Annotated in this window: 9 protein-coding genes and 1 pseudogene; 5 read left to right on the top strand and 5 right to left on the bottom strand. The window is 34.7% G+C overall.

What is annotated here, in order from left to right; translation table 11 throughout:
* Nucleotides 1-196 precede the first annotated feature (196 nt).
* The gene (locus MF4640_RS19850; RefSeq protein WP_227518690.1) at nucleotides 197-469 is read right to left on the bottom strand and encodes a hypothetical protein; all 273 of its coding nucleotides are present in this window, start codon (nucleotides 467-469) and stop codon (nucleotides 197-199) included.
* A gap of 176 nt (nucleotides 470-645) precedes the next feature.
* Here MF4640_RS19850 and MF4640_RS18195 point away from each other — a divergent pair, with 176 nt between their 5' ends.
* From MF4640_RS18195 to MF4640_RS18180, 4 genes and pseudogenes are all read left to right on the top strand, one after another.
* Nucleotides 646-969 (top strand): transcriptional regulator, encoded by a 324-nt coding sequence (locus tag MF4640_RS18195; RefSeq protein WP_078390456.1) that lies wholly within the window; start codon nucleotides 646-648, stop codon nucleotides 967-969.
* A complete protein-coding gene (locus MF4640_RS18190; RefSeq protein WP_078390454.1) occupies nucleotides 950-1264 on the top strand; it encodes a helix-turn-helix domain-containing protein in 315 nt (104 codons plus the stop codon). Before MF4640_RS18195 ends, MF4640_RS18190 begins: the two co-directional genes overlap by 20 nt.
* A gap of 52 nt (nucleotides 1265-1316) precedes the next feature.
* On the top strand, nucleotides 1317-1631 hold the full coding sequence (locus MF4640_RS18185; protein WP_078390453.1) for a hypothetical protein: 315 nt from the start codon (nucleotides 1317-1319) through the stop codon (nucleotides 1629-1631).
* Between the two features lie 369 nt (nucleotides 1632-2000).
* Nucleotides 2001-2666: pseudogene (locus tag MF4640_RS18180) on the top strand (type II toxin-antitoxin system HipA family toxin); the annotation flags it as partial.
* A gap of 319 nt (nucleotides 2667-2985) precedes the next feature.
* On the opposite strand, the gene MF4640_RS18175 reads toward MF4640_RS18180, so the two are convergent.
* Nucleotides 2986-3207, bottom strand: a complete 222-nt coding sequence (locus MF4640_RS18175) for a helix-turn-helix domain-containing protein (RefSeq protein WP_004762874.1) — start codon at nucleotides 3205-3207, stop codon at nucleotides 2986-2988.
* A gap of 195 nt (nucleotides 3208-3402) precedes the next feature.
* On the opposite strand from MF4640_RS18175, the gene MF4640_RS18170 reads away from it, so the two are divergent.
* Complete coding sequence (locus MF4640_RS18170) at nucleotides 3403-3654, top strand: hypothetical protein (RefSeq protein WP_004762875.1); 252 nt, start codon at nucleotides 3403-3405, stop codon at nucleotides 3652-3654.
* Nucleotides 3655-3851: 197 nt separating this feature from the next.
* On the opposite strand, the gene MF4640_RS18165 is transcribed toward MF4640_RS18170, so the two are convergent.
* The 3 genes from MF4640_RS18165 to MF4640_RS19180 all read right to left on the bottom strand — a co-directional run.
* Nucleotides 3852-4085 (bottom strand): antitoxin HicB, encoded by a 234-nt coding sequence (locus MF4640_RS18165; RefSeq protein ID WP_078390455.1) that lies wholly within the window; start codon nucleotides 4083-4085, stop codon nucleotides 3852-3854.
* Nucleotides 4086-4118: 33 nt separating this feature from the next.
* Nucleotides 4119-5318, bottom strand: coding sequence for a tyrosine-type recombinase/integrase (locus MF4640_RS18160; RefSeq protein WP_078390452.1), 1200 nt, complete (start codon nucleotides 5316-5318; stop codon nucleotides 4119-4121).
* A gap of 724 nt (nucleotides 5319-6042) precedes the next feature.
* Nucleotides 6043-6173: IS3 family transposase (locus tag MF4640_RS19180; RefSeq protein ID WP_002059172.1), on the bottom strand; the 131-nt coding region annotated here is incomplete at its 5' end.

Raw genomic sequence — 6173 nt, 5'->3', positions numbered from 1 at the left:
CAAATCCATTTCTGCATTTTCAATCGCTCATCTAAAATTTCAGATGAGTTGAATATAGCACTTATTCGGCTCATAACAAGAGCCGAATATGATAATTAATCAGCTCATTTTTTATAGGACATTTTAAATGGTTTATCGCATAGACATTTTAATTGGTGAATAACATAAAAAAATGGGAGCTATCAGCTCCCATTTTTTATTTTTGCTCATGTTCTTTGTAGTACTGATGTGCTCTCTTAGAATTATGTTTCCAACTTTTAGCAACTTTATAAACGTAAGTCGGAAAATCATCCCAAACATGAGGTAAGCCTGTACCACGTGCTACACGAATTTTAAGCGAATAGCTTTTGTATTCAATACGATGTAAGAAATAAAAGCTACGTTCTTGCTGAGTACTGAATTTCTTAAATATAGAGCTTCTGACATTAGGGTAAATTTTCCAAAGATAATCATGTCGAGTACTTTGTATTCATTGCCTGTATTGATGTTTTAGTCTTTTCATTGTTCCTCCTAGGTAACATTACCTAGAAGGGATCCTCTGCAAAATAGTACATCGTCTTTAATCCTATGAATTAAAAATTAGTATTTTAAAATACCACAAAGTGGTATAAAATAAACTACTACAAGGTAGTATGAATGCAAGAAATGTATACAATATGTGAGACCCCATTATTTACTAAATACTGTCTTGTTTATTGGACTCAGGAAGAATATGAGGAATTCAAAACATTTTTAGCATTAAACCCTGAAGCAGGAGATGTTGAGCCTAATGCAGGCGGTATTCGTAAGATTAGATGGACTAGCGGTAGTAGAGGTAAAAGTGGTGGTGTCAGAGTCATCTACTTTAATCGTTTAGCAAATGGAGAGATTTGGTTATTAACCTTGTACAGTAAAAAGCAAACTGTACAGCTTAGTAAGAAGACTCTTCAAACATTGGTGGAGAAACTAAATGACTCGTTTAATGACTGAAAAAGAACTGCAATCTTTTGAAGAAACTAGGGATATTGAAGCTGAAATATTACAAGGCATCGACGATATGCTTGCTAATAATGCAGCGAAAAGAACAGTAATCACTGAGACAGATGTTGCGTTAGCTCGTAGAAAGGCTCAACTAACACAAGATCAGTTTGCTAAGATTCTTGGCGTATCAAGACGTACCCTTGAATCCTGGGAACAAGGTGCGAGAAGACCATCAGGAGCAGCAACATCGCTTATTCGATTATTTATTGTTGATCCAAAATTTGTAAAAGAGAGTCTGGCTTAATTTAAATGGCTCTCCTTTGAGAGCTATTTACTATATTCATTTAAGGTTTTTTATGAAGCACTTAGGATTTGTTGGAAAAAGTACTGAATATTTAGGGTATACCCATGTTGAAATTATCAATAGCTCATTACGCTTATCTTTCAATATTCCATCGAAAAATGATCTAAAAGAAACCTTTAAAAAGATGGTCGAAAATAACTATGATTTACTTATGGAAACATCAGCTGAAATAGAGTTCGATTTAGAAAGCGAAACTATAGCAAAGATAGAAACCATCATAAAAGAAAAAGAGATTGAACTTGATGAGTTTGTCCAAAATTCGCTGATTAAATTTATCAACCAAAATGAATCGACTAAGATTGATTAACCCTTAAATGTAGATAATAAAAAGCCCAACATCCTGTTGGGCTTTTTCGTATGGGTTCGCTCGGTATAACTCCTGTCGTACCTTACAGTCCTTGTGCGTATCTATGTTCTTATTATTGTGTGGAACTTCCTGTTCCTGATGAATCCATCATAGGAAATTGCAGCCAGATCGTATAGGCGCAAAGGGCCGGAATTGGTGTGAGCCAAAGCGTACAAAATTGGTTATTTTTTATCCCAAGAGTTGTCCGCAGAAATTGGGGATAGTTTCGGGATGTGGGGTATTGATAAGCCAGAGAAAAATGACAAATTGATTAAATATTGATCATTTTTATTGGTGAGAATATAGACATTTTGAATGGGTTCTAACACGGTGACTCTCAATGAGTTTGTCTGTATGCAAGCTGCGCGGCATTGTGGACTTGAGCCACCCAAAACGTACTTGTCCGAAAATTTAGAAACCTATGTGGTAGAACGGTTTGATCGGTCCAGCGATGGTACAAAACTCGGCTATGAAGACTTTACGACGCTCATGAAAAAGTCGAATGGGCCAAATGCGAAATATACCAGTAGCTATGAAACTCTGCTGAAAGCAACTTATCTATATACGAGTAGCGTAGCTGAAGTTGAAAAAATGTATAAATACATCGTATTCAACTGTTTAATCGGCAATGGCGACGAGCATCTTAAAAACTTTGCTCTGCAATATTCTCCTGATATGAAGAACATTTTTGTTTCACCACCCTTTGATCTTACCCATACCCTGATCTATGAATCCATTGATCATAAAATGGCATTCAAACTGGCTGGTAGTAAAGCATTTCCAGACCGGTCACATCTCATCAAACTGGCTGAAAGTGACCGATTTAGAATTAGAAACCCCAAAGCAATTATAGAATTCTTGAGCGAAAATATATTGGACTATCTTCGCACCTCAAATGAGGTTCAGCTATTCGATGGATTACGGACATCTATAGAACGTTCAATTTCAAATGTTATGGCGACAGGCCTTGGCACCCCAAATTATCGACTTGATTAAAAGAAGTAATTTAAATTGTGAAATGAAAAAATCATGTAAAAAGACTCAAAATCTTGCAATAAGTACAATAGCAACGTAAGATGAGCAGTGAAGTCATTTTAAATTCCTTGTACTGCAATTTGCATTACATGGAACAAACCCACAATAGTTACCGCTATTGTGGGTCATTAGCCCTCTTCTTGATTAAGTTATAAGAAAAAAACCTCTATCATTCAATTGATTCTTTTATATAAATAATAAAGTAAATCTCTGTTTTCGATGAAATTTTATAAAATTCAGTATTAGACCTGTAGAGAAAACTTATCAAAAGAAGTATTGGTTAATCTTTTTCTTCAACTTCGTCCTTAAACTCAAACAAATCATTCATCGTACAGTTAAAGTATTTACATAACTTATCAGCGACTGGCAATTCGATACGTATAGCACGGTCATAATACATACTTGTCAGCGTATTACGATTGATGCCTGTCGCATGTACCACATCACTTAATTTTAAAATTCTTCGATCGCCCATGAGGCTGGATAACTTACAAGTAATCATATATCAATTCATTTACAAAAAAATAACCTACTAAAAGTTATTTTAAGTTGTTGACTGAGTAATACTCTGCTAAAATTAACCTACAGCAGATCATTACAACTTATAGAAAGCATAATTTATCTATTTTAACTAAATTATAACTTTTTAAATATAAGGATTGAAGCTGCATTAGATTATTTTGTGGAGATGACCGCCATGTTGCCAAATGAGTTATGGATCAGCCAGCAAGCTCGTGACTTGGGAAATCAACTAATTAAAGAAATGAACATCGATAGGGGTTATGGAATGGCTAATTTTCTTGGAGTCAATTCTTGCTATGATAATCATCAGGCTGTACTTATTTGGACATTTCAACTGCTTGAAAGGGAACCTAACTTAAATGAATTAGCAGAAATTAAAAAATATTTTCTTTTAATCTTTCCAGATAGTGTTTATCAATTAGCCTAAGTTATTTTTAAAAATTATTTTTTTATATAAAAGCACTAAATCAAAGAAAACTTTCTTTAAAAATACCTATTAATTCAAATTCATACGATTTACAGAATATATGAAGCATAAATTCTTGTTCATGCCCACACTACGTTCTGCAGCTTCAAGGGCTAGTTTTTGTTGAACCACTGAGAACAAGGACAATAAACTGCCTACTATATTTTTCCGGAGAGTGGTGTAGGAACTTTTTCATTAGTGCTAATCATATCAGCGACAACATCAGCAACGAGCTCCTCTATTCCTGAGAATGCTTTAGACTGATCCGCATCATGCTGTTGACAATGCCAAGACAATGATGGAAACTCAGCACACAATCCAACATACCCATTATCTTCTGCTGACCATTTAACACGGTAAGTATATTGTTTACTATCCATTTGACACCCCATCATGTTTTAAGTTTATGTTTAAAAGTACGATTTTCACTTACTAGTACTTAAATAATCACCCCACCACTGCATCATTTCAGTCCGTTGAGCTAAATAGTCAGCGTGATTATAGCTGGCACGGGTACGGTTCTTATCAATATGTGAAAGTTGTGCCTCAATCCAATTATCTTGGAACAAACCTGAGTCATTCAAAATGGTACTAAAAGTTGAACGTAATCCATGAGAAGATAGTTGATGTTTGCCATACCCCATCTTACGTATGGCCATATTTAGAGTATTAAAATGAATCGGTTGATTGCGTTTGCGAGGGCTAGTAAAAAGGTATTTTTCACCGTATGACCACTGCATGACGTCTTTCAAAATCTCTAAAGCCTGATTTGAAAGTGGAACTAAAAAATCTGGAATCTCATGGCCTAATATGACTTTTCGTCGAAACTGTTTAATATGCAAGGCAGGTATTTTCCATATTTTTTCATTTAAATCAAAATGATGAGGCTCAGACAATAACAATTCAGCCCCTCGCACTCCAGTATATAATTTAAACATCAGTGCTTTTTTAATAATCGGATGGGCATCCAATTTTTGTAATTTATACTTAAAATCAGATATATCCTCCGCTTTCAAATACGGATAATTCTTCTTGATTTTACTGTTAATGGCGATTTTATTTAAACCATGCGCGATGTTGAATTCACAATAACCCATCGCTACAGCGTAGTCATAAATTTGGTTCAAATAACTACAAGCTTTCTTGACAGGTTCTTTTACTTGGCGTCCCTCTATTTTTTTGATTACTGAAACCAGGTCATAACGCTTGATGTTTTGAAAAGGTAAATCCTGAAGGTCTGGATAAATATCTTGCTGTAAGCATCTTTCTGCTAGCTGTAGTACACCACAGCGGGGTAGATCGTTGAAGGCATTCTTCAGTTTGAACTGTAACCACTCCTCCCCGACCTTACCAAAGGTGATGACATTAGAGGCAGTATCATGTTCAAAACAGAAATTATTGTCTTTAAAGTCATCTCTGACTTGTCGTGCCTTTTTCAGCGATAAATCAGGATAAAGACCTAACTGAATGCGTCGACGTTTTTTAGTTTGTGGATCTGTATAGCGATAGCACCAAGATTTTCTTCCACTCGGTTCAATCTTCAGGCTAAGCCCATCTTCATCGGATAAAAAACAGGTTTTTTCCTTGCAATGAGCTTGGCGAACTTTAATTTCAGTAAGACTCATGGAATTTAAATGAAACCTAATAAGGGGTTGATTGGATCAATTATATCAAAATAGAAAGCTTTATATATGATGCGTATGATACGCATCATATTAAATTGTAAGTTATTATTTTATATATTTATTATCGAGACTACTCGATATTTAGTAACCAGTTTAAGTACCACCTTTACTTTAAGTTCCCAACACCCCTTTTTCTTTAGTCAGTTTTAAATAAGCCTTATTCAGTCCATTGTAAAAAATTTAGGATGGCCTTTCTTGATGTTTCCCTTTAGCTAAACTAGTTTATTATCTTCAATAGAATTCAAATAAACAGTTAATTCTGAAATTAGCCGTAAAGAGCAGGAACTTTCTAGATATCAAATCAAGGTTGCCGAGCTTCAAAAAAAAGAAAACAGCAATTCATACCAAGCCGCTTAAAGAAAATCAGAACTTATCAAAAGTAGAAGAACTTGAAAGAAAAAAATTGGAGGCTCTAGTTAAGAAGTAGCAAAAAGAAGAAATTGAACATCAGAAAAAGTTAAAACGGGAAATCGATGCAATTAAGGTATCAACACAACACATCACTCATGTTACTGTCTTTTTACATTAATGTCTTAAACTGGCAAAATGTAAAATCAACAACTTACATCAAATCTAATTGAATAAATCCACATTACAGTTCTAAACTCAATGGATTTTTCAGTTTTGAACCGTACCGGGTTTGTCGGAGACTTTTTTATTTAAGTTAAGCCACCTGACCTAACGGGTTAATCTTATCATAGTACATTGCTTCAAACTCAAAAGGCGATACATAACCCAGTGCACTGTGTACACGCTTTTTATTGAACCAATCTACCCAGTTTAGTGTCGCAAGTT

The sequence above is a fragment of the Acinetobacter sp. MF4640 genome, assembly GCF_002018895.1.
Classification (GTDB): domain Bacteria; phylum Pseudomonadota; class Gammaproteobacteria; order Pseudomonadales; family Moraxellaceae; genus Acinetobacter; species Acinetobacter johnsonii.
This window is presented reverse-complemented; position numbering and strand designations above follow the sequence as displayed.